Below are 25,348 nucleotides of genomic sequence, written 5' to 3'. Positions count from 1 at the left end.
CGCGCCGTCGCCTTCCTCAGATCGTCCGCACCGGATACCGGTGGTGATACCAGGTCGCCAGTCCCGTGATCGCCAGCGACACCGTGAGGTAGGCCGCGCTCGCGAACGCGAAGGACTCGAAGCTGCGGAAGGTCGCGCTCTCGACCTGGCCGGCCTGGTACATCAGCTCGGCCACGCCGATCACGGTGGCGATGGAGGTGTTCTTCCACAGGCTCAGCGTCTGCGAGATGAGCGGCGGGATGGTCACGCGCAGTGCCTGCGGCAGCACCACGCGGCGCATGGTGGCGAGGTAGCTGAAGCCCATCGCCCGGCCGGCCTCGAACTGCACGGTGGGAATCGCGCGGATGCCGCTTCGGATGTCTTCCGCCATGAAGGCCGCCGTGTACAGCGCGAGCGCGATGATGGCGCTGTAGGCCTCGATGTGCCCCGCGTAGAGCCACTGCTTGATGTCCTCAGGCAGCAGCTCGGGCGCGCCGAAATACCAGAAGAGCATGTGCGCGAGCAGCGGGATGTTGCGGATCGACTCCACGTACGCAAAGCCGAGCCAGCGCAGCGGGGCGAAGGGCGACAGCCGCAGCAGCGCCACCACCAGCGCGATGGGCAGCGCCAGCACCAGCGAGGCCACGAGCAGCTGCAGCGACAGCAGCAGGCCCGCGACAAGCATGTCGTGGTACTTGCCGGTCAGCAGCAAGGAATAGTCGAACAGGGGCATGGGGGGCGACAGTATCACCGCCGCGAGAGGGCTTGGCTCCCTCCCCCGCTGGGGGAGGGTTGGGGTAGGGGCACGGCGGCGCCTGGAACGACGCGGCGCTCATGCGAAGGCCGCTTGCCCCCATCCCGGCCTTCCCCCAGCGGGGGAAGGAGAAAGGCTCGAGACCTGGCTCAGTCGATCTTGTCGCTCTCGAGCTTGAAGTCGCGCGACTGGAAGCCCGATGCCGTGTCGGGGCCGTACCACTTGATGAAGATCTTCTGCGCTTCGCCCGACTTCTCGAGATCGCGCAGCGTGTCGTCCACCACGGCCTTCAGGCCGCTCTCGCCCTTCTTGATGCCGATGGCCAGCGCCTCCGTGCTCAGGTTCTGCTTGAGCACCACGTACTGCGCCTTCTGCGGGCCCAGCTTGGCGTAGCTGCGCAGCAGCGCGGCCTCGTCGTCCACGTAGCCCACGCCCTTGCCTTGCTGCAGGGCCTGGAAGGCCTGCTGGCTCGTGTCGAAGGTCACGACCTCGACGTTGGGCACGGCCTTGCGGATGTTCGGCTCCTGCGTGCCGCCGCGGATGGTCAGCACCTTCTTGCCGGCGAGCTGCGGCACTTCGGAGATGCCGCTGTCCTTCTTCACGATGGCCTTCTGGCCCGTCACGAAAGTGGTGAGCGAGAAATCGATCTGCGCCTCGCGCTCCTTGTTGTGCGTGAGGCCGGCGGCCACCAGGTCCACGTGGCCTTGTTGCAGCTCGGGAATGCGCGCGGCCACGGCGATCTGCTTGAGCACCGGCTTCACGCCGATCTTCTTCGCGACGGCGTTCACCAGGTCCACCTCGTAGCCGACGATCTGGCGGGTCTTGGGGTCGACGAAGGTCGCGGGCTCGTCCGTGCCGAGCACGCCGACGACCAGTTCGCCCTTCTTCTTGATGTCGGCCAGCTGGTCCGCGTGGGCGGCGGTGCCGAGCAGGAAAGTGGAAGCGGCGAGGGCCGCGGCTGCAATCAGGTTCATGCGCATGTTCTTCTCCTTGGTGGAAAGCAGAGGGGCGAGACCATATCAATAAAACCCCTGATTATTAAATCGTCAATCGACATATGCATATGGTTAAGCTGAAGGCCGCTTTTTCGGGCTGGGTTAAATTCGCGGCGCAAAAAACGCGCTTCGGGCGCCTTTCTCCCGGTCCTTCCCGCCTCCCTCCAGCATCTCTTCGAGCGAGATCCTCATGATCATCAAACCCCGCGTGCGCGGTTTCATCTGCGTCACCACCCATCCCGCCGGCTGCGAAGCCAACGTCCGCCAGCAGATCGAATACGTCAAGGCAAAGCCTGCCATCGAAGGCGGCCCGAAGAAGGTGCTGGTGATCGGCGCATCGACAGGCTACGGCCTCGCGGCGCGCATCACGGCCGCCTTCGGCTGCGGCGCCGACACGCTGGGCGTGTTCATGGAGCGCGCCGGCACCGAGACCAAGCCCGGCTCGCCCGGCTGGTACAACACCGCCGCCTTCGAGCGCGCAGCACACGCCGAAGGCCGCTATGCGAAGAGCATCAACGGCGACGGTTTCTCCGACGCGATGAAGCAGCAGGTCATCGACACCATCCGCGCCGACCTGGGGCAGGTCGACCTCGTCGTCTACAGCCTGGCCGCGCCGCGGCGCACGCATCCGAAGACCGGCCAGGTCTTCAATTCGGTGCTCAAGCCCGTGGGCAAGGCGGTGACCTTGCGCGGCCTCGACACCGACAGCGGGACCGTGAAGGAATCGGTGCTCGAGCCCGCCACGCAGGAGGAAATCGACAACACCGTGGCCGTGATGGGCGGCGAAGACTGGCAGATGTGGATCGACGCGCTGCAGCAGGCAGGCGTGCTGGCCGATGGCGCCAAGACCACGGCCTTCACCTACCTGGGCGAGAAGATCACGCACGACATCTACTGGAACGGCTCCATCGGCGAGGCCAAGAAGGACCTCGACCAGAAGGTGCTGGGCATCCGCGCGCAGCTCGCGGCCAAGGGCGGCGACGCGCGCGTGTCGGTGCTCAAGGCGGTGGTCACGCAGGCCAGCTCGGCGATTCCGATGATGCCTCTGTACCTGTCGCTGCTCTTCAAGGTGATGAAGGAAGAGGGCACGCACGAGGGCTGCATCGAGCAGGTGCACGGGCTCTACGCCGAAAGCCTCTACGGCGGCACGCCGCACATCGACGAGGAAGGCCGCCTGCGCGCCGACTACAAGGAGCTGGCGCCGCAGGTGCAGTCGCGCGTGCTGGAGCTCTGGCCGCAGGTGACCGACGCCAACCTCGGCGAGCTCACCGATTTCGCCGGCTACAAGACCGAGTTCCTGCGGCTCTTCGGCTTCGCCGTGGAGGGCGTGGACTACGAGGCCGACGTGAACCCCGATGTGGGCATTCCCGGCCTCGTGCAGCTCTAGCAGGCGCCTGAGGGGATACTTCCGCCCATGCAGATTCAAGAAAAGCCGCCCGCCGGCACGCCCTTCGACTGGATCGGCGGCGAGCCGAAAGTGGAGGCGCTGGTCGAGCGCTTCTACGACCTGATGGACCTCGAGCCCGCCTACGCGCAACTGCGCGCGGTGCACGGCACCAGCCTCGACAATGCACGCCAGCGCCTGTTCTGGTTCCTCTGCGGCTGGCTGGGCGGGCCGCAGCACTACACCGATCGCTTCGGCCACCCGATGCTGCGCGCGCGCCACCTGCCGCAGAGCATTGGCGGCCACACCATCGGCATCAAGGAACGCGACCAGTGGCTGGCCTGCATGGACCAGGCGATGGGCGAGACGGGCGTGCCGGAAGACCTGCGCGCACGCCTTCGCGACTCCTTCTTCAAGACAGCCGACTGGATGCGCAACCGCGGTGAATAAGGCTCGCCCCCAGGCTGCGCGCACTTCGTGTCGCTGCGCCAACCCCCTGCCGGGCGCAACACCTGCGGCCCGGCAAAGCCGGTTCCGCGGTGTTCCGCCAACAGGGCGGGACCGTCAGCGAACTGAATAGACATTGACTCGAAGGACCTTTCCATGAATTCCATCGTCATCATCGGCGGCGGCCACGCCGCGGCCCAGCTTTGCGCCGGCCTCGCTGAAGCCGGGCAGGGCGCGCGCGTGCACCTGGTCTGCGAGGAGGCCTGCGAGCCGTATCACCGCCCGCCGCTGTCCAAGGCCTTCCTGAAGAGCGCCGAGGAAACCACGCAGCCGCACAAGGCCGCCGACTGGTATCGCGAGGCGGGCATCACGCTGCACCTGGGCGATGCGGCCGTGGCCATCGACCGCGAGGCGCACACCGTCACGCTGCGTTCCGGCGCGATCCTGCCGTGGGAGCAGCTGGTGCTGGCCACCGGTACGCGCGCGCGCCAGATGCCCGACCTGAAGCCCGGCCTGGAGAACGTCGCCAGCCTGCGTGCGGCCGACGAGGCGCATCGCCTGCGCACGCGGCTCGCAGCGGCGGAGAAGGTCACGGTGCTCGGCGGCGGCTTCATCGGGCTCGAAGTGGCGGCCACCGCCAAGGCGCTCGGCAAGACGGTGCAGGTCATCGAGAGCGCGCCACGCCTGCTGGGGCGTGCCGTGTCGCCCGAGCTGTCGGCGCACGTGCTGGCCACGCATCGCGCGGCGGGCATCGACATCGTGCTCGGCGCGCAGACCGGCGCGTTCGAGGTCGAAGGCGACCGGCTGGTGTCGCTGCAGGTCAACGGCGAGAAGCAGCCGGTCGACCTGCTGCTGCTGGGCATCGGCGCCGTGCCCGAGACCGCGCTCGCGCAAGCCGCGGGCATCGAGTGCGCGGACGGCATCGTGGTCGATGGCCACATGCAGACCAGCGCGGCCGGCGTGCTCGCGGTGGGCGACTGCACGCGCTTTCCCGATCGCCGCGCGGGCCGCGCGCTGCGGCTCGAATCGGTGCAGAACGCCAACGACCAGGCGCGCACGGCGGTCGCCACGCTGACCGGCGAGGCACGCGCGCACGACGCGGTCGCGTGGTTCTGGTCCGACCAGGGCAGCATGCGCCTGCAGATGGTGGGCCTGATGCCCGCGGAAGGCACGCCGGGCCTGAGCAGCGTGCGACGCGCGGGTCCGAAGCCCGAAGCGTTCTCGCTGTTCCACTACGTCGACGGCCAGCTCGTATGCGTCGAGTCGGTGAACGCTCCGGTCGACCACATGATGAGCCGCAAGCTGCTCGAAGCGGGCCGCAGCCCCGATGCGGCGGCGGTGGCGGATGCGTCCGTTCCGCTGAAGAACCTGCTGGCCTGAGCCGAAGAAGCTGCTCAGCGCCGCGCAGGCGCCAGCAGCACCACGAGCGCCCCGGCTCCGCCCTCGGCCGGCTTGGCCTGCACGAAGGCGATCACCTCGTTCTTCTGGATCAGCCAGCGCTGGGTCTTGGTCTTCAGCACCGGCTGCTTGCCTGGCGAACCCAGTCCCTTGCCGTGCACCACGCGCACGCAGCGCAGGCCCTGCTTGTAGGCATTGCGAATGAAGCCGCCCAGGGTCTCGCGCGCCTCGTCGCTGCGCAGCCCATGCAGGTCGACCTGCGCCTGGATCGCCCAGTCGCCCTTGCGCAGCCGTGCGGTGACGTCGGTTCCGATGCCGGGGCGGCGGAAGCTCATGGCGTCGTCCACGTCGAGCAGCGTGGTCACGTCGAACTCGTCGGAAAGCGATTCGCGCAGCACGCGCTGCTCGTCGAGCTGGTGCTGCACCGGGATGGGCGCGGGCGGCTCCGGCGCGAGCGGCACCACGGCCTTGCGGCGCAGCGGCTCGGTGGCACCGATGGCGCGGGCGAACAGGTCTTTCTCGGCCGCGCGCTTGCGTTCGGCCTGCGCCTTGGCCGCCGCCTCCGCGGCCTCGCGCTCGCGGGTTTCGGCGAGCACGCGCTGCACCTGCTTGAGGTCGGCGAGATTCTTGATCGAGGGAGCGCGCGCGGCCATCAGAGCAGCCCCCTCTCGGCCATCGAGAAGCTCTGCCCGGTGCTCACGATGATGTGGTCGAGCACGCGCACGTCAACCAGGGCCAGCGCGGCGCGCAGCGTCTGCGTGAGCGACTCGTCGGCGCGCGAGGGCTCGATGCTGCCGCTCGGGTGGTTGTGCGCCAGCACCACGGCCGCGGCCTGGTGGTGGATGGCGCGCGTGACCACTTCCCGCGGATAGACGCTGGTCTGCGTGAGCGTGCCGCGGAACATTTCCTCCAGCGCGATCATGCGGTGCCGCACGTCGAGGAAAACCACCGCGAACACCTCGTAGGGGCGCGTGCCGATGTGCAGCTGAAGGTATTGCTTGACCGCGTCGGGCGAATCGAACACCGCGCGCTCGCGCAGCTTCTCGCCCATGGCGCGGCGCGCCAGCTCGAGCACCGCGATGAGTTCGGAGCGCTTGGCGCTGCCGCCCATGCCCTTGACCGACTTGAGGTCTTCGGCGCCGGTGTGCAGCAACCCCGAGAGGCCGCCGAAGCGCTCGAGCAGCTGCTGCGCGAGCTGCAGCACGTTCTTGCCCGCCACGCCGGTGCGCAGCAGCAGGGCCAGCAGCTCGGCGTCGGCCAGTGCGGAGGCGCCGCGCGAGATGAGTTTTTCGCGCGGGCGGGCGTCGAGAGGGAGATCCTTGAAAGACATGAAACCCCGGGGTGAAACCTTGGCGGAGCCGGGTGGAAGCCCCGGTCCTTAAAATGAGGCTCAGTTTATCGGGACACCTCCCTGTCTTTGCCCACCTCCGCTGCTCCATGTCCCAAGTCGTGAATTCCGGCTCCTTTCTCACCCTGCACTACCGGCTGGCCGGGCCGGCGGGCGACATCATCAACACTTTCGCCGACAAGCCTGCGACCCTGTCGCTGGGCACCGGCGAGCTTTCTCCCGCCATGGAGCAGCGCCTGATGGGCCTGGAGGAGGGCACGCACGCCACCTTCGAGCTGCCCGCCGGCGAGGCCTTCGGCGAGCGCAATCCAGACATGCAGCAGTGGGTGGCCAGGAAGCTGCTCGCGCAGATGGGCGACCCCGACGAGCAGTACGCCGTGGGCGACGTGGTGCAGTTCCCCACGCCCGACGGCACGGGCAGCTACGCGGGCGCGGTCATCGAATCGAACGACACCGCGGTGCGCTTCGACTTCAACCATCCGCTCGCGGGCCAGCCCGTGACCTTCGAAGTGAAGCTCATCGGCGTGCTATGAACCCCGGAATCTCCGAAGTCATCCTGGCCGAGCCGCGCGGCTTCTGCGCGGGCGTGGACCGCGCCATCGAGATCGTCGAGCGCGCCATCGCCAAGTTCGGCGCACCCATCTACGTGCGCCACGAGATCGTGCACAACACCTACGTGGTGAACGAGCTCAAGGCCAAGGGCGCGATCTTCATCGAGGAACTCTCCGACGTGCCGCCCGGCGCCACGCTGGTGTTCAGCGCGCACGGCGTGAGCAAGGCTGTGGAGCAGGAGGCGCGCGACCGCGGCTTCTCGATCTTCGACGCCACCTGCCCGCTGGTGACCAAGGTGCACGTCGAGGTCGCCAAGCTCGCGAAGGAAGGCTACGAGTTCATCATGATCGGCCACAAGGGGCACCCCGAGGTCGAGGGCACGATGGGCCAGCTCTCCAGCGGCATCCACCTGGTGGAAGACGTGGAAGACGTTGCAAAGGTCGCCCCGGCGCAGACCGACAAGCTCGCCGTGGTCACGCAGACCACGCTGAGCGTGGACGACGCCGCCGACATCGCCGCAGCCGTGCGCATGCGCTTTCCCAAGGTGCGCGAGCCCAAGCAGCAGGACATCTGCTACGCCACCCAGAACCGCCAGGACGCGGTGAAGATCATGAGCCCGCAGGTCGACCTCGTGATCGTCGTCGGCAGCCCCACCAGCTCCAACAGCAACCGGCTGCGCGAACTGGCGCAGCGCTTGGGCACCGAGAGCTACATGGTCGATTCGGCCGCCGAACTCCAGCCCGCGTGGTTCGAGGGCAAGACGCGCATCGGCATCACCGCGGGCGCCTCGGCGCCCGAGGTGCTGGTGCGCGACGTGATCGACCAGGTGCGCGCATTCGGCGCCGTGTCGGTCCGCAAGATGGACGGCATCGAGGAAACCATCAAGTTCCCGCTGCCCAAGGGCCTCAAACTCGACGACATTCCGCCTCCTGGACACATCTCTTGAGCAATACGCAAACCGCCCCCGCCGTCGATTGGCGCTCCGAAATAGATAGCGCATCGCAAAGGCTGGGCGAGCGCGCCCGCCACTTCCTGCGTGAAACCCCGCTGTGGAAGCTGCCGGCGGCGGCCTTCGGCGTCGATGCGCCGGGCGCCGAGATCTGGCTCAAGCTCGAGCACATGCAGGTCAGCGGCAGCTTCAAGGCGCGCGGCATGATGAACCGGCTGCTGGCCAACGAGATCCCGCCGAGCGGCGTGGTCGTGGCCTCGGGCGGCAATGCGGGCATTGCGACGGCCGCCGCGGCGCAGGCGCTGGGCGTGCCCTGCCAGGTGTTCCTGCCGGGCGTGTCCCCCGAAGCCAAGCGCGCACGGCTGCGTGCACTGGGCGCCGAGGTGGTCGTGGTCGGCGAGCTTTACCCCGATGCGCTGGCCGCCTGCCTTGCGCGCCAGAAGGAATCGGGCGCCTTGCTCACCCACGCCTACGACCAGCCCGAAGTGGTGGCCGGCGCCGGCACGCTGGGCCGCGAGATCGAAAAGCAGGGCGGCCTGCCCGATGCCGTGCTGGTGAGCGTGGGTGGCGGCGGCCTGATCGGCGGCCTGGCTGGCTGGTTCGAGAAGCGCGCCCGCGTCGTGGCGCTGGAGCCCGAGAAGGCGCCCACGCTGTTCCGCGCCCGCGAGGCCGGCGAGCCGGTCGATGTGGAAGTGGGCGGCATCGCCGCCGATTCGCTCGGCGCGCGCCGCATCGGCGCCATCGCCTGGGAGATCACGCAGCAGCAGGTGCAGGATGCGCTGCTGCTGTCCGACGACGCCATCCGCGCAGCCCGGCAGTGGCTCTGGAAGGAACTGAAGCTGGCAGTGGAGCCGGCCGCCGCGCTGCCGCTGGCGGCGCTGCAGACCGGCGTCTACGTGCCGCGCGCGGGCGAGAAGGTGTGCCTGATCGTCTGCGGGGCGAACGTCGATCCCGCGACGGTCGCCTGAAAACCCCTTACTTCTCGCAGTTCACCATCCACGCGACGCCGAACTTGTCGGTGAGCATGCCGAAGCCCGTGGCCCAGAACTGTGGGCCGTAGGGCATCGTCACCTTGCCGCCTTCGGCCAGCGCGTCGAACAGCTTCCTGCCTTCGTCCACGTTGTCGGCCTGCACCGAGAGGGAGAAGCCCTTGTAGCCCTCGAAGGGCCACTCGGGCGGGGCATCGGAGGCCATCAGCTTGTGGCCGCGGGCCTCGAGCGTGGCGTGCATGATCTTGTCCTTGTAGGCGGGCGGCGTCTGGGCGCCGGCGGGGCTTTCGCCGAAGGTCATGCTGAAGGCGACCTTGCCTCCCAGCGCCTTGGCGTAGAAGGCGAGCGCTTCGGCGGCATTGCCGTTGAATGTCAGATAGGCTTCCATCGTTTTCCCTTCGAGGTGGGTTGGCGGGGCGACGATGCTACGCCCACCTAAAATCCCCCCATGCTTGACATCACCCTGCTCCGCAAAGACTTGGCCTCCGCAGTGGCCGGCCTCGAAAAACGCAAGAAGAACCAGCCGTATCTCGACGTTTCGGCATTCACCTCGCTCGAAGCTGAACGCAAGACGCTGCAGACCCGCACCGAGGAAATCCAGGCGCGCCGCAACTCGCTGAACAAGCAGATCGGCCCGCTCAAGGCCAAGGGCGAATCGACCGACGCGCTGATGGCCGAGGTCAACGCGCTGAAGGCCGAGCAGGAATCGCAATCGAAGCGGCTCGAGGAGATCCAGCCCGAGCTGCACGCGCTGCTGCTCGCCGTGCCCAACCTGCCGCACGCCAGCGTGCCGGTCGGCGAGGACGAGGCCGGCAACGTCGAGATGCGCCGCTGGGCTCCCAAGGGCGGTGCAGGCGCCAGCGCCACGCCGCTGGGCTTCGCGCCCAAGGACCACGTCGACCTCGGCGCGCCGCTGGGCCTCGACTTCGAGACGGGCGCCAAGCTCGCGGGCTCGCGCTTCACCGTCATGAAGGGCCCCATCGCCCGCCTGCACCGCGCGCTCGCGCAGTTCATGCTCGACATCCAGACCGAGAAGCACGGCTACACCGAGTGCTACGTGCCCTACATCGTCAACGCCGCCACCCTGAGCGGCACCGGCCAGCTGCCCAAGTTCGAAGGCGACCTGTTCGCCGCGAAGAAGGGCGGCCAGGACGGCGAGCCCGCGCCCGACCATTCGGCGCTGTACCTCATCCCGACCAGCGAAGTGCCGCTGACGAATTTCGTGCGCGACGAGGTGGTGCCCGAGGCGCAGTTGCCGATCAGGCTCACCGCCCACACGCCGTGCTTCCGCTCCGAAGCCGGCAGCGCGGGCCGCGACACGCGCGGCATGATCCGCCAGCACCAGTTCGACAAGGTCGAGATGGTGCAGATCGTGCATCCCGAGAAGAGCTACGACGCGCTCGAGCAGATGACCGGCCACGCCGAGGTCGTGCTGCAGGCGCTGGAGCTGCCGTACCGTGTCGTGCTGCTGTGTACCGGCGACATGGGCTTCGGCTCCACCAAGACCTACGACCTCGAAGTCTGGCTGCCGGCGCAGGACACCTACCGCGAGATCAGCTCGGTCTCGAACTGCGAAGCCTTCCAGGCGCGCCGCCTGCAGGCCCGTTTCAAGAACGCGCAGGGCAAGAACGAACTCGTGCATACCCTCAACGGCTCCGGCCTGGCGGTGGGCCGTACGCTCGTGGCCGTGCTCGAGAACCACCAGAACGAAGACGGCTCGATCAACGTGCCCGCCGCGTTGCGTCCGTACCTCGGCGGCCTCGAAGTTTTGAAGGCCTGATCGGCCGGGGCTTCAAAACCCGGCTTTTTGTCTGCTAGAATCGCAGGCTCGACAGCACCGGAGAGGTGGCAGAGTGGTCGAATGTACCTGACTCGAAATCAGGCGTACTAGCGATAGTACCGAGGGTTCGAATCCCTCCCTCTCCTCCAAGAATGGCCCCGCAAGGGGCTATTTTTTTGCCCGCAGCTCACCCACGGCAGCCTCCCGGAGGCCGCCAGCCGGCCTCCTAGAATGCACCGCGCCTCGCCCGATCGAGGGCGGGCGTGCAGAAAAAAGGGGAGTTCCAGTTGGCCAACCGTTCCTACCTCTACAGCCTCGGCAACAGGCCTGTTTCCTATGCCGACCGCCCGGAAACCATCTCGGGCCTGTCCGAATGGCCGTACGACGTGCCGTTCATGTTCCGGCTGCTCATGTCGGGCGATCCGCAGCTGTGTGCCTCGCTGGTGTCGGACGGCTTCGACAGCGACGAGCCGGGGAGCAAGACCAGGCTGCACGCGATCAGCAGTTCCTTCGATCCCGGCTTCGAGCGTGTGCGGCGCTTCATCGACATCGTTCGGCCGCTGCTTCTGGAGGCCCCGGAGACCGGCAGGCAGCCGCAGTCCCTCCTGGGCCGCTTCAAGGAACTGATCTCGCCCGGCAGGAAGGCAGCCACACTGGCCGCGCCGCCGGCGGCCCCGGTCCAACTCCCGGTCTGGCTGGACGAGACGATCGCGTTCCTCGAAGCCCACCGCGACCGCTACCTGCTGCTGGAGACGGTCGAGCTCGACACCATGTCCGAGGAGACGGAAGACGCGTTGCTCGCCTGCGTGGAGGCGGAGATCGCGCGGTGCCGCCATGTGGGCGCCGCCCTCGACGCCCTGCCGGCCGACATTGCCGAAGCGGGCCGGCAGCTGAAAAAGGCGATCGCGCAGAAGTGCCCGGCTCCGCTCGACGCCTTCTTCGGACTTCGCCTCGACGACGACTGCGACAGCACCCGCAACGGCGCCACGAAACACCCGCTCGGCCTTCAGTGGTCGGATGTGCTGTATTTCGACTTGTGGAATCGCGCCGAATTCGAGGCGCATCGCGACGAGCGCTGAGCCGCAGGCGCTCGTCAGCTGCCCGGTGACTGCCGGGTCACCGTACCTTCGAATTCCTCGACCGACGCGAGCAGCGGCGTCGCCTTGAAGCACACGAACCGCACGTCTTCGACCGCCGTTCGCTCGAGGCACAGGGCCACGGCATGCGCCTCGTCCGGCTGCATGCGCCAGAACCGCCAGCGCCCCGGGGAATCGTCAGCCAGGTCGTGCCTGAAGGCGATGGCGGTGCCGTCGCCCTCGTCGAGGCCGAAGGAGAAACGGTCCAGCGGAATCGACAGGCCCATGCCGCGCGCCTTGATGTAGCTTTCCTTGAGCGTCCACAGATCCCAGAAGCGCGCCGGCTGCAGCCCGGTGGGGAGCTGCCTCAGGGCTTCCGCTTCCTTGGCGGAGAAGAAATGCTCGGCGATCTCCAGCGGCGCGTTTCTCCCCGTGTGCTCGACATCCACGCCCACCTCGCGCTCCACCGTCAGCGCCGCCACCACCAGCGAGGCGCTGTGCGAGATGTTGAAACGCAGGCGCCGCGCCTGCTGCAGCACATTGGCGATGGCCGGCCGGCCGTAGGCGTTGTTCTCGAATTCCCAGTCCTGGGGCGCAATGGGCGCGTAGCGCGAGAGAAGCGTGCGGATCAGCCCTCGCGTCATCAGGTATCTGCGCCGGTCCCGGGCGAAGTGAAAGCGTCCGTGCTTCCCGCGTTCCTCGGGCGTCAGCAGGGCCATGGTGGCCTCCTCGCAGGCGGCGTCGTCCTGTTCCGGAACGTACAGGTGCCAGAGGTGCACCTGGTGCGGGTCGATCTGCAGTTGCATGCACCGGATTCTGGCCTGCCCCGGCGATATTCAGCCCGGCTTAAGTTTGGCCGCCGATACTGGAGGGGACGGTCCGCCGGCGTTGGTAGAGGTGGCCTGACCCAGGCACCCGCCCCTTCGATGTTGGCGGTTCCTCGAGGCCGGCGATCGTCACGTTTTCTCCTGCCCCGCATCGAACCAAGTCATGCGCGGGCAGCTTCCCCCAGCCAGAGCGGCTCGTTCGACGTGTCCGGAAAACCGGAGTCGTCCACCGGCCCAGCCAGCGCCGCGGCGGTCACGTGGCGAAGCTCGTAGCCGCGCCCGTACACCGAGTGCAGGACGAATTCATTCCCCTTGTGCAGCGACAGCTTGCGGCGCACGTTCGCCACGCAGCAGTCGAGCACGCGGCTCTTGCGCTCGATGCGCGAATCCGTCCACAGCGAGCCCAGCAGCCATTCGCGCTCCAGCAGCCGGTCGGCATTGCGGAACAGCAGCAGCGCCAGCTCGAACTCGCGCGGCTTCAAGCGCACTTCCTCGCCCTTGCGCGCCACCACCTTGCGGCTGCCGATGAAGCGGTAGTCGCCGAACATCGCGCTCACCGCCTGCGTGTTGAGCACGGCCTCGTTGCGCCGCAGCGCCTCGCGCACGCGAAGCCCCACCTCGAAATCGTCGACCGGCAGCACCGCGAAGTCGATGCCGGCGCCCCGCGACTCGGGGTCGGTGGTCGACAGCACCTCGGCCAGCAGGTCGCGCTGCATGGCGTTGGCGACCAGGAAGATCGGCAGGCGCAGCGCCTTGCACATGGCCGTGAGCACCGGCCACGCGCCTTCGTCCTTCAGCACGACCAGCAGCAGGTCGAAGTGGTGGCCCCGCGTCGCGGCGCGAAGGAAGTCGGCGCTGCTGTCGAACGGGACCGGCGTGCAGCCCATCAGCCGCAGCTTCTGGCCCCATGCCCGGCCCTGGGCGTCGTCGCAGCCCACCATGGCCACCTGTCGCGAGTCGCCGTGAGCATCGTTGTCCATGTCGGGAGCTTCCATGTGTGGGTGATCGTGATGGTGTTTGCGATTCCGGCGGGCTGCCTCAGCGCTCGTCCCGGGAGCGGGGGAGCTTCCAGCCGATGCCGGCGTTGAAGCCCCAGTCCCGCCCCGCATTGGCGACGGTCATGCCCCAGGCCATCTGCCCGTCGTCCGACATGGTCCTGAAGCCCAGGCTCGCCGCGGCGTAGCCCTTGTAGCTGCCGACGGCCAGGCCGATGGCCTTTTCGCCCGGCTGCAGCGCAGGCACATACGCAGCCGTCATGGCTGCGGCCATTGCGGTGCCCGAGTACGCGACGCGCTCCACGTCGCGCAGCGCGGCCCTGGTCTGGTCGAGTTGTCCGAGGTTGATCGCGTCGCCCGGCAGCGCGCCCGGCGCCACGTTCGCGACCAGCACGCCGTCGGCCGCGCCCGCCACGCCGTGCAGGGCGGTGGCGCACAGCCACAGCGCGACCAGCAGCCCGGCCCGCACGCGATCAGCCCGCCGCGAGGCGGTTGCCTGAGCCCGCCTGTGTCTTGCGCACGCCGTCCGGTCCGTAGAACAGCTGTGCGCTGGCCTGCAGGAAATGCAGCGCCTGCTGGGTGAAATCGAGGTGCGCGTAGACCATCGAGCCGTTGCGCAGGTTGTGCTCCCTTGCCTGTCCGGCGACCTGCAGCAGCGTCTGCCAGACCCGCTCCACTTCCGCGCCGCCGGCCGCGGCGGCCGCATCGGCACCCGCGCGGCCGGGGCCGAAGCCCAGCGTCGCCTGCAGGGCCTCGCGCTGCGCGTCCAGCTCGGCCATGCGTTCCAGCAGCACGGTCTTCCGGGTGGCAATGGACGCCAGGTCGGTGAATGCGCGGTCGGACATCGCCAGCGCCTCCTGGTCCAGCACCGACAGGAATTCCTCGATGCAGGCGGTTTCGGTGCGCAGATGGCCCAGCAGGCTCGGTTTCATTCGCTGCCGCCCTCGCGGTTCGGGCCGAGCAGGTCGCGCACGCTCGCCAGCAGGCCGTCGGCGATGCGCTCGGGGCGGACCTGGTAGCGCCCGGCACGGATGTCCTCGCGGATCGCCGCCACGCGGGCCGCGTCGAAGTCCGCGGCGGCGGCACCGGTGGCGCCAGGCAGCGAGTGAACCTGCGCGGAGGTCGGCGCGGCTTCCTTGGTGCGCTGGGCGGCGTCGGCGCCGCTCACCTGGGCCGAGTTGGCCGCGGGCGCTCGGGTAATGGGCTTGGCCGAAGGGGAGGGGGGATCGATTTTCAAGGTGATTCCTCAGGGGCTGACCCGTATATCGGCAGCCGGCGCAAGAACTTTAGGAATGAATGGCGGGCATGTACGGGTGCCTGGCTTCACTGCGCCAGCTGGATCTGTCCCTCTTCGTCCGCCACGCCGCTGACCAGCCGCCCGTCGCGGGTCTTGGCCTGCACGACGGCCCCCACGGTCGCCCCGGTCATGGCCTTGGCCTCGGTGCTCACGACGAAGCCCTGGCCCTGGGCCACGACCTTCACCGCCTGCCCCTGCTGGATCACGGTGACGCCGCGCACCAGCTCCTTGCGCAGCGGCGCCCCGGGTGCCACGCGGTTGACCGTGACCACGCCGGCCAGCTCGGCCGCGCTGGTGATGACCGAGCGCGGCAGCCGCGTGAGGTCGCCGGTGCGCTCGGCGACATCGCCCGCGCCCAGCGGCCGGCCCGCGTCGATCGCGCGCGCGGCCACGAAATAGCTGCCTTCCACCGCCACGTGCGCCTGCACGAAGCGCGTCCACGGCCGCTCCGACTGGCAGCGAACGCCCACCGACACCCGTCCCCAGGGCTTCGCGCCGGACGGCAGGAAGGCTTCGGGCGCTTCGCACCCAGGCAGCGCGGAGGTGCCGCGTCCCTCGAGGCTGATCGTCACCTTGCCCGGCAGTCCGTTCGTCTGCTGCTGCAGGTATTTCTCGATGACCGCGCCTGCGTTGTCGGCGCTGTCGGCTCCATGGGCGGTGCCGGCGGCGAACGCCGACGCGGATGCCGCGCACGCCATGGCCGCAAGCACCGGCAGCACGGTGCGCAGGGCGTGATCGCGAAGCTCGCAAGAGGTCATCGGGTCGTCGGATATGTGTGGAAGAGAGGGCCTGGATCGCGGTGCGCCACGCAGGAGGAAGGCACGGCGCCGCACGGAAATTCTAGGAATCCATCGGCCGGGCGAAGGTGCGAGCAGCAGGCGAAAACCCCCTTTGTTCGGACGATTGCAAACGCGCCCCGTGCATAGACTCGCTTTCCATCTGTCGCCGCGCCTTCGTGCGCCGGCGACGCCTCAACGGATGGAAAAGACATGATCGACAAGCTGGATGCGGCGCTTCGCTTCAACCGCGAAGCCCTCAATCTCCGCGCGGAGCGCCAGGAGGTGCTGGCGGCCAACATCGCCCATGCGGACACGCCCAACTACAAGGCGCGCGACTTCGATTTCAGCGCACGCCTGAGCGAAGCCGTGGAGCGCGGCCGCGCGTCGTCGCAGTCGGTGTCGCTCGCCACCACCTCGTCGCGCCACCTGGCGGGGCAGGCCAGCTCGCAGGCCGTGTCCGACAAGGACCTGCTCTACCGCATGCCCAACCAGTCCAGCCTCGACGGCAACACCGTCGAGATGGACGTCGAGCGCATCGCCTTCGCGGACAACGCGCTGCGCTACGAGTCCAACCTCACCGTCATCAACTCGAAGATCAAGTCGATGCTCTCTGCGATCCAGCAGTAAGCAGGCCGGCGAGCGCCCATCACCATGCCCTTCAACAGCACTTCCATGAACATCTTCAACGTGGCGGGTTCGGCCATGACTGCGCAATCGCAGCGCATGAACGTGACCGCGAGCAACATGGCCAACGCCGAGAGCGTGGCCGGTCCCGACGGCATGCCCTACCGCGCGAAGCAGGTGGTGTTCCAGGTCGCGCCTTCCGCATACGGCGCCGGGGACATCGGCGGCGTCGCGGTTGCGGGCGTGGTCGAGGACCCCTCGCCGCCGCGCCTCGTGTTCGACCCGAAGAGCCCGCACGCCAACGCCGAAGGCTACGTGGCGATGCCCAACGTCAACGTGGTCGAGGAGATGACAAACATGATCTCCGCCTCGCGCAGCTACCAGGCCAACGTCGAGGTGCTCAACACGGCCAAGACGCTGATGGTCAAGACGCTGACCCTCGGCCAGTAACCCCCCAAGAGAAACAACAGAGAGAACAGGCACGCACGCGCCATGGCCATTTCCGACACCTCGTCCATCACCGGACAGAACGCCACCTCCGCGGTGAGCAGCAACAGCAGCACTTCCAACGTCGACAGCGAGCAGCGCTTCCTGAAGCTGCTGGTCACGCAGCTGAACAACCAGGACCCGCTCAACCCGATGCAGAACGCCGAGCTCACCTCGCAGCTCGCGCAGATGAGCACCGTCAGCGGCATCGAGAAGCTCAACAGCACGCTCTCGGGCCTTGTGAACCAGACCAGCTCCAACCAGCTGCTGCAGGCCACCTCGCTCATCGGCTACAACGTGCTCTCGCCGGGCAGCACGCTCACCACCAAGGACCCCGAGGCTGGCAAGGAGCCAGCGGCGCAGGCCTTCGCCGTGGAGCTCCCGGGCACCGCCTCCGACGTCGAGATCAAGATCGTCGACGCCACCGGCAAGGTCGTTCGCACCATCGATGCCGGCTCCATGACCGAAGGCGTCAACGCCGTCACCTGGGACGGCAAGGACGACACGGGCAACGTGGTGCCCGCGGGCGCCTACAGCTTCAGCGTGAACGCGACCAACAACGGCACGACCGTGAAGGCCACCGCGCTCACCTTCTCGCAGGTGGCGGCGGTCAAGCAGGGCGCCAACGGCGTCACGCTCGAGCTGATGACGGGCAACAACATCGGCCTGTCCGACGTGCGCCTGTTCCTCTGAGCCGCAGGGCTTCTTCCCCCATCGCATCCAACGCATCCATCGCACCGAAACCAACAAGCAAGGAACCATAGATCATGGCTTTTTCCCAGGGCATCAGCGGGCTCGGCGTGGCCGCCGCCAACCTCGACGTCATCGGCAACAACATCGCCAACTCGGGCACCGTCGGCTTCAAGTCGGCCGCCGCCACCTTCCAGGACGTGTACGCGGGTTCGCGCGTCGGCCTGGGCGCCTCGGTCTCTGGCGTGACGCAGAACTTCTCGCAGGGCGTGACCCAGTCGAGCAGCCGTCCGCTGGACGTGGCCATCCTCAACGGCGACGGCTTCTTCCGCCTGACCAGCGCCACCGGTGAAGTCATGTACTCGCGCAACGGCCAGTTCACGCGCGACAAGGACGGCTACATCGTCAACGCCTCGGGCCTGCGCCTCACCGGCTTCGGCGCGAACGCGAACGGCGGCATCAGCGGCGGCACGCCGGCGGCCATCCAGATCCCGACCACGCCCATGACGCCCAAGGCCACGACCGGCATCGACGCCGAGTTCAACCTCGATGCGCGCAAGACCACGCCCACCAAGGTGCCCTTCAACGCGACCGATTCCGACACCTTCAACTACTCGAACGCCGTCGGCCCCATCTACGACTCGCTGGGCAACCCGCATGACGTGTCCGTCTACTTCGTGAAGAGCGCGACGCCCGCCAACACCTGGAGCGTGTACGGCACGGCCGACGGTGCGGCACTCAACGCCGGCGCCGCGCTCGGCACCCTGACCTTCGACTCCGCCGGCAAGATGACCGCGCCTGCCAGCGGCCAGCTGAGCCTTGGCACGCTCACCCTCACCAACGGCGCCGCGGCACTCACTCCCACGCTCGACATTTCGGGCACCACGCAGTTCGGCGCCGCCAACGCCATGAGCAAGCTCGCGCAGGACGGCTACCGCTCGGGCGAACTCACCTCGTTCTCGATCAACGCCGACGGCACCATCACCGGCAAGTTCTCCAACGAACAGACCAAGCTGCTGGGCCAGGTCGTGCTGTCTTCGTTCGCCAACCCGAACGGCCTGGAGCCCAAGGGCAACAACGTGTGGGCCGAGACGCAGGCCTCGGGTAACCCGCTCACCGGCACCCCGGGCGAAGGCACCAAGCTCGGCTCGCTGCAGTCGGGCGCGCTCGAGGCATCCAACGTCGACCTCACCTCCGAGCTGGTCAACCTCATCGTCGCGCAGCGCAACTACCAGGCCAACGCGCAGACAGTGAAGACGCAGGACCAGGTCATGCAGACGCTGATGAACATCCGCTGACGCGGCGCGACCGACAGACCGACAGAAGCAGGAGCACCCAGTGGATCGCATGTTGTACGTCGCCATGAGCGGCGCCAAGCAGGTCATGGAACAGCAGGCCGCCGTCGCCAACAACATGGCGAACGTCTCGACGCCGGGCTTCCGCGCGCAGATCGCCAACTTCCGCGCCGTGCCCGTGGTCGGCCAGGAAGCGCCCACGCGCGCCTTCGTGGCCGCCACCACGCCGGGCGCCGACTTCACCCACGGCCCGCTCACCGAAACCGGCCGCGCGCTCGACGTGGCCGTGAGCGGCTCGGGCTGGCTGGTGGTGCAGACGCCCGACGGCGGCGAGGCCTACACCCGCGTGGGCAATCTCCAGATCGGCGCGGACGGCCAGCTCACCACCATGGGCGGCCGCCCGCTGATGGGCGACAACGGCGCGCTCACGGTGCCTCCGGGCTCCACGGTCAGCATCGCTTCCAACGGCCTGGTGAGCGCGCGCGACGCGGCTTCCAACGTGCTCACGGGCATTGCGGAAGTAGGCCGCCTCAAGCTGGTCAACCCGCAGGCCACCGAGCTCGAGCGCGGCGACGACGGCCTGTTCCGCATGCGCGCCGGCCAGCCTCCGGCCGAGGCCGACGAGGCCGTCACGCTGGTCAGCGGCGTGGTCGAAGGCAGCAACGTGAACCCGGTCGAGACCATGGTGGCAATGATCGCCAACGCACGCAGCTTCGAGATGCAGATGAAGTCGCTGCAGACGGCCGACACCAACGCGCAGTCCGCCAACAAGCTGCTGGCTTACGGCTGACGCGATCCGCAACCTCTTCCGCAGGACTCCCAGAAAAATGATCCGCTCCCTCTACATCGCCAAGACCGGCCTCGACGCGCAGCAGACGCAGCTCGACGTGGTCTCCAACAACCTCGCCAACGTCGGCACCACCGGCTTCAAGCGCAGCCGCGCAGTGTTCGAGGACCTGGTCTACCAGAACCTGCGCCAGGTCGGCGGCCAGTCGTCGGACCAGACGCGCCTGCCCTCGGGCCTGCAGGTCGGCACCGGCGTGCACGTGGTCGCCACCGAGCGCATCCACTCGCAGGGCAACCTCACCAAGACCGACAAGCCGACCGACGTGGCCATCAGCGGCGGCGGCTTCTTCCAGGTGCTGATGCCCGACGGCACCACCTCGTACACGCGCGACGGCTCGTTCCAGACCGACCGCGACGGCCAGCTGGTCACGGCCAGCGGCTTTCCCGTGCAGCCCGCCATCACGGTGCCGGCCAACGCCACCAGCATCACCGTGGGCCGCGACGGCATCGTCTCGGTGGTGCAGGCGGGCAGCACGAACACCGTGCAGATCGGCCAGCTGCAGCTCGCCACCTTCGTCAACCCGACCGGCCTGCAGAGCCTGGGCGAGAACCTGTACGCCGAGACCGACGCCTCGGGCGCGCCCAACCAGGTGAACCCCGGCGTCGACGGCGCCGGCACGCTGAGCCAGGGATACGTCGAGGCCTCGAACGTGAACGTGGTGGAAGAGCTGGTCAACATGATCGCCACCCAGCGCTCGTACGAAATCAACAGCAAGGCGGTCCAGACCTCGGACCAGATGCTTCAGCGACTGGCCCAGCTGTGATGCTTCAGGCGTTGCGTCTTCTGTTGCGTCTTCTTCCTCGCTGCGGCGCGGCCGATGCGAGGGCACGGCTGCTGTCGCTGCTCGCGGTCACGGTGGCGGTGCTCGCCACCGGCTGCGCGCAGGTTCCGCGCGAGCCGCTGGTGCACCAGCCGATGACCGCGCGCGCCGACAGCTACGCGGCGGTGCAGAGCCGGCGCTCGCCCGGCGCGATCTTCCAGGACGGCCCCGGCGCCAATGCGCTCTTCGAGGACCGCAGGCCGCGCAACGTCGGCGACATCCTGACCATCGTCATCAGCGAGAAGGTCAACGCCACCAAGAATTCGGGTGCGAATGCCAGCCGCACCGGCAGCACGGCCAGCGTGTTCGCCGCCATTCCCAAGCTCATCGGCGGGCTGCTCGACGGGCAGGACGCCAAGCTCTCGGGCACCAACACGCTCAACGCCAAGGGCGGGGCCAACGCCAACAACACCTTCAACGGCGTGATCACGGTCACGGTCACGGACGTGATGCCCAACGGCAACCTGCTGGTGAGCGGCGAGAAGCAGATGGGCATCAACCAGGGCACGGAATACATCCGCTTCTCGGGCGTGGTGAATCCGCGCACCGTCTCGGGCAACAACACGGTGCCCTCCACATTGGTGGCCGATGCACGCATCGAGTACTCGGCCAAGGGCTATATCGACGAGGCGCAGCACATGGGCTGGATGCAGCGCTTCTTCCTCAACGTCATGCCGTTTTAAATGAAAAACCCCCAGGCTTCGCGCACTTCGTGTCGCTTCTCCAACCCCCTTGCAGGGGGCGATGCCTGCGGCCCGGCAAAGCCGGTTCCGCGGCATCCCGCGAACGGTCGGGCTCGCTTGCGCTTCGCGGCGGCCGCGGTGGTCGCGTCCTTGTTTTTTGGCCCCGCATATGCCGAGCGGTTGAAGGAGCTGGCGAGCATCCAGGGCGTGCGCGACAACCCGTTGATCGGCTACGGGCTGATGGTGGGGCTCGACGGCACGGGCGACCAGACGATGCAGACGCCGTTCACCACGCAGAGCCTGAACAACATGCTGCAGCAGCTGGGCATCACGATTCCGCAGGGCGTGAACATGCAGCTGAAGAACGTGGCGGCGGTGATGGTTACGGCCACGCTGCCTTCGTTCGCGCGGCCGGGGCAGAACATCGACGTGACGGTGTCCTCGATGGGCAATGCGAAGAGCCTGCGCGGCGGCACGCTGCTGATGACGCCGCTCAAGGGCGTGGATGGACAGACGTACGCGGTGGCGCAGGGGAACATGGTGGTCGGCGGCGCGGGCGCCTCGGCCAACGGGAGCAAGGTGCAGGTCAACCAGCTCAGCTCGGGGCGCATTCCGGGCGGGGCGCTGGTGGAGCGCACGGTGGAGTCGCCTGTGGGTGCCGAGGGCACTTTCTCGATCGAGCTCAACCGCTCCGATTTCGGCACGACGCAGCGCGCGGTGGATGCGATCAACCGGCAGTTCGGTTCGGGCACGGCCGAGGCCATCGATGCGCGTTCGATCCGCGTGCGCGCGCCCGAACCGCAGCAGCGCGTGGGCTTTCTCGCGCGGCTCGAGGATCTTGAAGTGACGCCCACGCAGGCAGGCGCCCGCGTGGTGGTGAATGCGCGCACGGGCTCCGTGGTGATGAACCAGGCCGTTCGCGTGAAGGACTGCGCCATCGCGCACGGCAACCTGTCGGTGGTCATCAACACCGAGCCGGTCATCAGCCAGCCGGGCGCGTTCTCGGGCGGCAGCACGGTGGCGGCGCAGACCTCGCAGATCTCGGTGAACCAGGGCGGCGGCGCGATCCAGATGGTGCGCGGCGGCGCCTCGCTGTCGGACGTGGTCAAGGGGCTCAACAGCCTGGGCGCGAATCCGCAGGACCTTGTGTCCATCCTCCAGGCCATGAAGTCGGCCGGCGCGCTGAGCGCCGAGCTGGAAATCATCTGAGGCCGATGCGATGACCGTATCCGCCACCGACCGCAGCGGCGCGCTCGACCAGCGTTTCGCGCTCGACGTGCAGGGCGTGGACGCCCTGCGGCGCACCGTGCGCAGCTCGCCGGAAGAAGGCCTGCAGCAGGTCTCGCGGCAGTTCGAGGCGCTGTTCATGAACATGGTGCTCAAGAGCATGCGCGAGGCGACGCCTTCGAGCGGACTCTTCGACAACCAGGACCAGAAGGTCTATCTCTCGATGTTCGACCAGCAGCTCACGCAGAACCTCTCGGGGCGCGGCGTGGGGCTGGCCGAGGCGATGCTCGCGCAGCTGCGCCGCAGCATGCCATCGGGCCCGCCCGACGCGGAAGCCGATGCGGAGATCGGAACGAAGCCCATGTCGCTCGAACCGCGCGGCGGCCTGCCGTACGGGCCGCGCGCCGGCATTCCCATCGGCTCGGCGCCGACGGCCCGCACGGGTGCCGACCTCGGCATCTATCAATTCAACAGCGAGCGGCGCGCACCCGGCGCCGGCGCGAATTCCTCGCTGCAGGCGCAGGCCGACGAGTTCGTCGGACGCATGGGCGCATCCGCGCAGGCAGCGAGCACCGCGAGCGGCGTGCCCGCGCCGCTGATCCTCGCGCAGGCCGCGCTCGAGTCCGGCTGGGGCAAGCGCGAGATCCGCGCCGACGACGGCACGCAGAGCTTCAACCTGTTCGGCATCAAGGCCGACCGCAGCTGGAAGGGCGCGACGGTCGAGACGACCACTACCGAGTACATCGACGGCGAACCGCAGAAGGTTCGCGCGAAGTTCCGCGCCTACGGCTCGTACGAAGAAGCCTTCACCGACTACGCGCGCTTCATCACCCGCAACCCGCGCTACGCGAACGTGCTGGCCACCGACGACCCGACCGAGGCCGCCCACGGCCTGCAGCGCGCCGGCTACGCGACCGATCCGCGCTACGGCGAGAAGCTGGTTCGCATCATGCAGAAGTTCGGTTGAGCCGCTAGCGCGCTCACCGCATCAAGGAAGACCCATGGCAGAGATCGCAGCAGGAACCGCACGCGCGCAGGCGCCCCAGCACCAGGGCGCAGGCGCCCGCCTGGAGGTCGTGACCTTCAAGCTGGGCGAAGAGGAATACGGCATAGACATCCAGAAGGTGCAGGAGCTGCGCGGGTACGACGCGGTGACGCGGATCGCGAACGCGCCGGAGTACATCAAGGGGGTGGTGAACCTGCGCGGGATCATCGTTCCGATCATCGACATGCGCATCAAGTTCAGGCTGGGCGAGCCGACGTACGACCAGTTCACGGTGGTGATCGTGCTGAACATCGGAGGGCGTGTGGTGGGGATGGTGGTGGACAGCGTGTCGGACGTGATCACGCTGACGGCGGAGCAGATCAAGCCCGCGCCGGAGATGGGTTCCGTGCTGGACGCGGATTACCTGATCGGGCTGGGCACGCTGGAGGAGCGGATGCTGATCCTGGTGGACATCGACCGGCTCATGTCCAGCGAGGAAATGGGCCTGGTCGAGAAGATCGCTGCCTGAGCGCCCGAACCCGTACAACGAAGAGACAAGAAGAGGTTCCGCATGATGAAGAACTGGACAGTGGGACGGCGCATGGGCGCCGTATTCGCATGCATGCTGGCGCTGCTAGTGCTCATCGCCGGCATCGGCGTGCTGCGCCTGCAGGCCGTGGGCGACGCGACCGAGGGCATGGCCGGTGATTCGCTCGCCAAGGAGCGGCTGGCGGCCGCCTGGCAGCTGGGCACCAACACCAACAGCATCCGCACCTTCTCGCTGCTCAAGAGCGACGACCCGGCCGTGCAGGAATACCTGCAGAAGAACATCTCGGCCACCAGCGCCCTCATCACAGAGACGCAGAAGAAGCTCGAGGCCATGCTGGCCTCGCCCGAAGAACTGGCGCTCAGCGCGGACATCAAGAAGAAGCGCGGCGACTACGTCGAGCTGCGCAACCAGATCCTCAAGCTCAAGGCCGACGGCAGCAAGGACGAGGCGGCGAAGCTGACCGACACGCGCCTGCTGCCCGCGCTCGACGCCTACGACGCGAGCATCCGCGCCATGGTGAGCCACCAGCAGCAGGAAATCGACAAGTCCGCCGCCGGCATCGGCGCCCAGTACCGCTCGGGCCGCAGATGGATCGTCGGGCTGGCCGCGCTCGCGATCGTGGCGGGTTCCGCCATCGCATGGCTGCTGACGCGCAGCATCGTGCAGCCCATCGGCGAGGCGCTGCTCATCGCGGAGACCGTGGCCGCGGGCGACCTGAGCAAGGAATTCGAAACCGAGCGCGGCGGCGACTTCGGCCGTCTGCTGCGCGGCATGGGCGAGATGGAAGACACGCTCACCGATCTCGTGACACGCATCAAGGCATCCACCGATTCGATCGCGGTGGCTTCGCGGCAGATCGCGGCGGGCAACCAGGATCTCTCGTCGCGTACGGAAGAGCAGGCGAGCTCGCTGGAGCAGACCGCGGCCTCGATGGAAGAGCTGACCTCGACGGTCAAGCAGAACGCGGACAACGCACGGCAGGCGAACCAGCTGGCGGTGTCCGCTTCGGAAGTGGCTGTGAAGGGCGGCAGTGTCGTCTCGCAAGTGGTCGGCACGATGGGCTCGATCAACGCGTCCTCCAAGAAGATCGTGGACATCATCGGCGTGATCGATGGCATCGCCTTCCAGACAAACATCCTTGCGTTGAATGCGGCCGTCGAAGCGGCCCGCGCCGGCGAGCAAGGCAAGGGCTTCGCTGTCGTCGCATCCGAGGTGCGAAGCCTCGCCCAGCGTTCGGCTACTGCAGCCAAGGAAATCAAGACGCTGATCGGCGACTCGGTCGAAAAGGTCGAAGAAGGCAGCAAGCAGGTGGAAGAAGCGGGCCGCACGATGGAAGAGATCGTGGGCAGCGTGAGGCGCGTGACCGACATCATGGGCGAGATCACGGCAGCCAGTCAGGAACAGACCTCTGGCATCGAGCAGATCAACCAGGCCATCACGCAGATGGATCAGGTCACGCAGCAGAACGCAGCATTGGTCGAAGAAGCCTCGGCAGCAGCCCAGTCGCTGCAGGAGCAGGCCGAGAACCTCGTGCGCGCAGTCAGCACCTTCAAGCTCGACGCCGACGTCGAAGAAGCAGAGGCGGTCTGAAG

Annotated in this window: 30 protein-coding genes and 1 tRNA gene; 20 read left to right on the top strand and 11 right to left on the bottom strand. The window is 67.9% G+C overall.

The features are described from left to right. Window positions 1–16 precede the first annotated feature (16 nt). On the bottom strand, window positions 17–712 hold the full coding sequence (locus EJP69_RS18320; protein ID WP_126471919.1) for an amino acid ABC transporter permease: 696 nt from the start codon (window positions 710–712) through the stop codon (window positions 17–19). A gap of 170 nt (window positions 713–882) precedes the next feature. After that, window positions 883–1,713 carry an ABC transporter substrate-binding protein gene (locus EJP69_RS18315; RefSeq protein WP_126471917.1) on the bottom strand — a complete coding sequence of 277 codons (831 nt, stop codon included), beginning with the start codon at window positions 1,711–1,713 and terminating at the stop codon, window positions 883–885. Window positions 1,714–1,918: 205 nt separating this feature from the next. Between EJP69_RS18315 and fabV the strand changes: the two genes are divergently transcribed. The 3 genes from fabV (at window position 1,919) to EJP69_RS18300 (ending at window position 4,939) form a co-directional block, all read left to right on the top strand. After that, complete coding sequence (gene fabV / locus EJP69_RS18310) at window positions 1,919–3,115, top strand: enoyl-ACP reductase FabV (protein ID WP_126471915.1); 1,197 nt, start codon at window positions 1,919–1,921, stop codon at window positions 3,113–3,115. Between the two features lie 27 nt (window positions 3,116–3,142). Continuing rightward, window positions 3,143–3,562: a group II truncated hemoglobin gene (locus EJP69_RS18305; RefSeq protein ID WP_007839268.1), complete on the top strand. Its 420-nt coding sequence runs from the start codon at window positions 3,143–3,145 to the stop codon at window positions 3,560–3,562. Between the two features lie 153 nt (window positions 3,563–3,715). Further along, on the top strand, window positions 3,716–4,939 hold the full coding sequence (locus tag EJP69_RS18300; protein ID WP_093197973.1) for an NAD(P)/FAD-dependent oxidoreductase: 1,224 nt from the start codon (window positions 3,716–3,718) through the stop codon (window positions 4,937–4,939). Between the two features lie 14 nt (window positions 4,940–4,953). Here the strand turns inward: EJP69_RS18300 and EJP69_RS18295 are convergent, their stop codons facing one another. Together EJP69_RS18295 and radC are read right to left on the bottom strand one after the other, a co-directional pair. Continuing rightward, a complete protein-coding gene (locus EJP69_RS18295) occupies window positions 4,954–5,610 on the bottom strand; it encodes a Smr/MutS family protein (protein ID WP_093302146.1) in 657 nt (218 codons plus the stop codon). After that, window positions 5,610–6,287 carry a RadC family protein gene (gene radC, locus EJP69_RS18290; RefSeq protein ID WP_093197968.1) on the bottom strand — a complete coding sequence of 226 codons (678 nt, stop codon included), beginning with the start codon at window positions 6,285–6,287 and terminating at the stop codon, window positions 5,610–5,612. Before radC ends, EJP69_RS18295 begins: the two co-directional genes overlap by 1 nt. Window positions 6,288–6,394: 107 nt before the next feature. On the opposite strand from radC, the gene EJP69_RS18285 reads away from it, so the two are divergent. The 3 genes from EJP69_RS18285 to EJP69_RS18275 are packed head-to-tail and all read left to right on the top strand — an operon-like array spanning window position 6,395 to window position 8,774. Further along, window positions 6,395–6,838: an FKBP-type peptidyl-prolyl cis-trans isomerase gene (locus tag EJP69_RS18285; protein WP_019656687.1), complete on the top strand. Its 444-nt coding sequence runs from the start codon at window positions 6,395–6,397 to the stop codon at window positions 6,836–6,838. Beyond that, the gene (gene ispH, locus EJP69_RS18280; RefSeq protein WP_093197966.1) at window positions 6,835–7,803 is read left to right on the top strand and encodes a 4-hydroxy-3-methylbut-2-enyl diphosphate reductase; all 969 of its coding nucleotides are present in this window, start codon (window positions 6,835–6,837) and stop codon (window positions 7,801–7,803) included. The genes EJP69_RS18285 and ispH overlap by 4 nt, the downstream gene beginning before the upstream one ends. Next, window positions 7,800–8,774, top strand: coding sequence for a threonine/serine dehydratase (locus EJP69_RS18275; RefSeq protein ID WP_126471913.1), 975 nt, complete (start codon window positions 7,800–7,802; stop codon window positions 8,772–8,774). The genes ispH and EJP69_RS18275 overlap by 4 nt, the downstream gene beginning before the upstream one ends. Window positions 8,775–8,781: 7 nt before the next feature. Here the strand turns inward: EJP69_RS18275 and EJP69_RS18270 are convergent, their stop codons facing one another. After that, the gene (locus EJP69_RS18270; protein WP_093197961.1) at window positions 8,782–9,183 is read right to left on the bottom strand and encodes a VOC family protein; all 402 of its coding nucleotides are present in this window, start codon (window positions 9,181–9,183) and stop codon (window positions 8,782–8,784) included. 60 nt (window positions 9,184–9,243) lie between these two features. Between EJP69_RS18270 and serS the strand changes: the two genes are divergently transcribed. The 3 genes from serS (at window position 9,244) to EJP69_RS18255 (ending at window position 11,654) form a co-directional block, all read left to right on the top strand. Further along, the gene (serS, locus tag EJP69_RS18265) at window positions 9,244–10,575 is read left to right on the top strand and encodes a serine--tRNA ligase (RefSeq protein ID WP_126471911.1); all 1,332 of its coding nucleotides are present in this window, start codon (window positions 9,244–9,246) and stop codon (window positions 10,573–10,575) included. 59 nt (window positions 10,576–10,634) lie between these two features. Further along, window positions 10,635–10,724 (top strand) — tRNA-Ser (locus EJP69_RS18260). Window positions 10,725–10,862: 138 nt separating this feature from the next. Next, on the top strand, window positions 10,863–11,654 hold the full coding sequence (locus tag EJP69_RS18255) for a DUF7822 domain-containing protein (protein WP_126471909.1): 792 nt from the start codon (window positions 10,863–10,865) through the stop codon (window positions 11,652–11,654). Window positions 11,655–11,668: 14 nt separating this feature from the next. Here the strand turns inward: EJP69_RS18255 and EJP69_RS18250 are convergent, their stop codons facing one another. From EJP69_RS18250 to flgA, 6 genes are all read right to left on the bottom strand, one after another. Then, on the bottom strand, window positions 11,669–12,457 hold the full coding sequence (locus tag EJP69_RS18250; protein ID WP_126471907.1) for a 4'-phosphopantetheinyl transferase family protein: 789 nt from the start codon (window positions 12,455–12,457) through the stop codon (window positions 11,669–11,671). Window positions 12,458–12,639: 182 nt separating this feature from the next. Then, window positions 12,640–13,473, bottom strand: coding sequence for a winged helix-turn-helix transcriptional regulator (locus tag EJP69_RS18245; protein ID WP_206169346.1), 834 nt, complete (start codon window positions 13,471–13,473; stop codon window positions 12,640–12,642). Between the two features lie 43 nt (window positions 13,474–13,516). Then, window positions 13,517–13,942 (bottom strand): YadA-like family protein, encoded by a 426-nt coding sequence (locus EJP69_RS18240; RefSeq protein ID WP_093197947.1) that lies wholly within the window; start codon window positions 13,940–13,942, stop codon window positions 13,517–13,519. 4 nt (window positions 13,943–13,946) lie between these two features. Next, window positions 13,947–14,405 carry a flagella synthesis protein FlgN gene (locus EJP69_RS18235; protein ID WP_176947472.1) on the bottom strand — a complete coding sequence of 153 codons (459 nt, stop codon included), beginning with the start codon at window positions 14,403–14,405 and terminating at the stop codon, window positions 13,947–13,949. Next, window positions 14,402–14,710: a flagellar biosynthesis anti-sigma factor FlgM gene (gene flgM, locus EJP69_RS18230; RefSeq protein ID WP_126471903.1), complete on the bottom strand. Its 309-nt coding sequence runs from the start codon at window positions 14,708–14,710 to the stop codon at window positions 14,402–14,404. The genes EJP69_RS18235 and flgM overlap by 4 nt, the downstream gene beginning before the upstream one ends. Window positions 14,711–14,796: 86 nt before the next feature. After that, a complete protein-coding gene (gene flgA, locus EJP69_RS18225; protein WP_176947471.1) occupies window positions 14,797–15,528 on the bottom strand; it encodes a flagellar basal body P-ring formation chaperone FlgA in 732 nt (243 codons plus the stop codon). 231 nt (window positions 15,529–15,759) lie between these two features. Here flgA and flgB point away from each other — a divergent pair, with 231 nt between their 5' ends. The 11 genes from flgB (at window position 15,760) to EJP69_RS18165 (ending at window position 25,346) form a co-directional block, all read left to right on the top strand. Further along, the gene (gene flgB, locus EJP69_RS18220; RefSeq protein ID WP_093302127.1) at window positions 15,760–16,176 is read left to right on the top strand and encodes a flagellar basal body rod protein FlgB; all 417 of its coding nucleotides are present in this window, start codon (window positions 15,760–15,762) and stop codon (window positions 16,174–16,176) included. Window positions 16,177–16,221: 45 nt separating this feature from the next. Continuing rightward, the gene (gene flgC / locus EJP69_RS18215) at window positions 16,222–16,623 is read left to right on the top strand and encodes a flagellar basal body rod protein FlgC (protein ID WP_170217164.1); all 402 of its coding nucleotides are present in this window, start codon (window positions 16,222–16,224) and stop codon (window positions 16,621–16,623) included. A gap of 42 nt (window positions 16,624–16,665) precedes the next feature. After that, window positions 16,666–17,352 carry a flagellar hook assembly protein FlgD gene (locus EJP69_RS18210; protein WP_093197936.1) on the top strand — a complete coding sequence of 229 codons (687 nt, stop codon included), beginning with the start codon at window positions 16,666–16,668 and terminating at the stop codon, window positions 17,350–17,352. Between the two features lie 74 nt (window positions 17,353–17,426). After that, window positions 17,427–18,647, top strand: a complete 1,221-nt coding sequence (flgE, locus tag EJP69_RS18205) for a flagellar hook protein FlgE (RefSeq protein ID WP_093197935.1) — start codon at window positions 17,427–17,429, stop codon at window positions 18,645–18,647. A 40-nt stretch (window positions 18,648–18,687) separates the two neighbouring features. Beyond that, the gene (gene flgF, locus EJP69_RS18200; protein ID WP_093197932.1) at window positions 18,688–19,434 is read left to right on the top strand and encodes a flagellar basal-body rod protein FlgF; all 747 of its coding nucleotides are present in this window, start codon (window positions 18,688–18,690) and stop codon (window positions 19,432–19,434) included. Between the two features lie 37 nt (window positions 19,435–19,471). Continuing rightward, complete coding sequence (gene flgG / locus EJP69_RS18195; RefSeq protein ID WP_093197930.1) at window positions 19,472–20,254, top strand: flagellar basal-body rod protein FlgG; 783 nt, start codon at window positions 19,472–19,474, stop codon at window positions 20,252–20,254. After that, window positions 20,254–20,994 (top strand): flagellar basal body L-ring protein FlgH, encoded by a 741-nt coding sequence (locus tag EJP69_RS18190; protein ID WP_420824221.1) that lies wholly within the window; start codon window positions 20,254–20,256, stop codon window positions 20,992–20,994. The genes flgG and EJP69_RS18190 overlap by 1 nt, the downstream gene beginning before the upstream one ends. A 117-nt stretch (window positions 20,995–21,111) precedes the next feature. Next, entirely contained in the window at window positions 21,112–22,203 is a 1,092-nt protein-coding gene (locus EJP69_RS18180; protein ID WP_126471901.1) for a flagellar basal body P-ring protein FlgI, read from the top strand. Window positions 22,204–22,213: 10 nt separating this feature from the next. Continuing rightward, complete coding sequence (gene flgJ / locus EJP69_RS18175; protein ID WP_093197924.1) at window positions 22,214–23,188, top strand: flagellar assembly peptidoglycan hydrolase FlgJ; 975 nt, start codon at window positions 22,214–22,216, stop codon at window positions 23,186–23,188. Window positions 23,189–23,222: 34 nt separating this feature from the next. Next, window positions 23,223–23,735, top strand: a complete 513-nt coding sequence (locus tag EJP69_RS18170; protein ID WP_093197921.1) for a chemotaxis protein CheW — start codon at window positions 23,223–23,225, stop codon at window positions 23,733–23,735. Window positions 23,736–23,777: 42 nt separating this feature from the next. Then, a complete protein-coding gene (locus EJP69_RS18165; RefSeq protein WP_126471899.1) occupies window positions 23,778–25,346 on the top strand; it encodes a methyl-accepting chemotaxis protein in 1,569 nt (522 codons plus the stop codon). The last annotated feature ends 2 nt before the right edge of the window (window positions 25,347–25,348 follow it).

This window comes from Variovorax gossypii (assembly GCF_003965815.1).
Taxonomy (GTDB): domain Bacteria; phylum Pseudomonadota; class Gammaproteobacteria; order Burkholderiales; family Burkholderiaceae_C; genus Variovorax; species Variovorax gossypii.
This window is presented reverse-complemented; position numbering and strand designations above follow the sequence as displayed.